Origin of the sequence: Streptomyces sp. NPDC002793 (genome assembly GCF_040295485.1) — a bacterium.
Lineage (GTDB): Bacteria > Actinomycetota > Actinomycetes > Streptomycetales > Streptomycetaceae > Streptomyces.
Window position 1 is genome coordinate 1 of record NZ_JBEOVL010000132.1, and the last position, 1785, is coordinate 1785.

Annotated in this window: 1 protein-coding gene; it reads right to left on the reverse strand. The window is 68.2% G+C overall.

Annotation, left to right across the window (positions count from 1 at the left end):
* Window positions 1-42: 42 nt before the first annotated feature.
* Window positions 43-1695 carry an IS1182 family transposase gene (locus tag ABT001_RS35945; protein WP_203184413.1) on the reverse strand — a complete coding sequence of 551 codons (1653 nt, stop codon included), beginning with the start codon at window positions 1693-1695 and terminating at the stop codon, window positions 43-45.
* Window positions 1696-1785 lie beyond the last annotated feature (90 nt).

Here is a 1785-nt window from a genome sequence, read left to right on the forward strand (position 1 = left end):
GGATGCTGTTGGCGAATGCCCCTTCGTTCCGCCCCATCGGATTTATCCGGTGGGGCGGAGTGCTGCGAAGTGTGAGGTGCGTGTTGGGGCGAGTGGGGTGCCTGTGAGCCAGGCGTCGAGGCGGGTGAGGTTCATTCCGGCTGCGGTCAGCAGGTGTTGCAGGTGGGTTTTGGGATGGCCTCGGTAGCGGGACCTGCGCAGCCCGAAGGCGCGGACGCCCTGGGAGATGGTGCCTTCGATGCCGGCTCGGTGCTTGTAGCGTTGTTTCCATGGGTCGGTTTGCTGGTCGAGCCGGGCTGTTCGGAGGGCTTCGTGTTCGTCGCGGTGCCGCAGGGTGATCTCGCGTCCCATGTAGGCGACGCCGCGGGTGCACTGGTCGCGTGAGGGGCAGGGGCGGCAGTCCGCGGGTGAGAATCGGGCGCGGATCACGGGGCCTGACGAGCGTCGCCCGTCGTGCTGCCACTGTCTGCTGGTCCTGCCGTTCGGGCAGGTCACCTGCTTGTTGTCCCAGTCGACGGCGAAGTCGTCGATGCTGTAGCCGTTGTTCGCGGCGGCCTGCCAGCCGGTGTTGGCGCCGACCGGTCCCACCAGTTCGATGCCATGGTCACGGCGGGCGGCGACCAGGTGTGCGGCATCGACGTAGCCGGCGTCGACCAGATGGACATCAGGCAACAGGTCCCGGCGGGCGAGAGCGTCGTGGATCTGGTCGGTGACCTGGACGTCGGCAGTGGCGGCGGTGGTGGTGATGACCTCGGTGATCAGGTGTGGGGCATCGGGTTCGCAGGTTTCGGTCAGATGAACCTTGTAGCCGCACCAGGCCCGGTCGCGTTTGGCCCCGTTGCGGGCGTCCGGATCATAGGCCGAGCGGATCCGTAACTGCCCCGGCGGGCAGTCCTTCGGCTTGCGCCAGCTCACCTCACCGTCGCTGACCTGGTATTCCTGCACCCACATCTGCCGTAGGAACTCCACGGCCGGCAGCTCCCTCAGCCAGGCAGGCGCGTCAACGGACCACACAGCTTGCAGGAGCGTCATGCCGTCCTGGCCGACCTGTTCGGCGTGGCTGAGCCGGGCAGCCCAGCGGCTGGGGAACTTCGTGTCCTCCGGCCGGGCGGAGTACCGGTCGAACCACTCCGGCGGCGTCCGCTCGGCCAGCCACTGCGGAGCCGCGACCGCCAGTGCGTTCAGTGCCGCTCGCATCGCCTCGACCACGGACTCCAGCCGGTTCACCTCCCGCACCGCCGCCAGCACATGCGTGGCATCACTGCGCTGACGTCCACCGGCCTTGAGCAGCCCGGCCGCCGAAACGCTCTCCAGGACCGCATCCAGCACCCCGGCCTCGACGCCACCGGCGATGAGCCGTCCACGGAACTCGCTCAGCACGGAGAAATCGAAGCCCGGATCGGTCAGCTCCAGCCCGAGCGCGTACTTCCAGTCGATCCTGGAGCGCACCGCGTGAGCGGCCTGCCGGTCCGACATCCCTTCGGCGAACTGCAACACCAGCACCATCGCCAACCGGCCCGGCGACGCCGCAGGCCGCCCCCGACCCGAGAAAAGACCCGCGAACTCCGCATCGGTGAAGACCGACCCGAGCACATCTCTCACCCGGACTGCCAAGCACCCCTTCGGGAAGGCCGCGCGGGCCACCCTGACCGTCTCCGCCGGCACCTCGCCAGGCACACCAGGACGCAACGACATCTGCCCACCCCAAACACAACGTCGGCCTGACCCACCAACGAGATGGATCAGGCCGACGTCACGACGAAGGGGCATTCGCCAACAGCATCC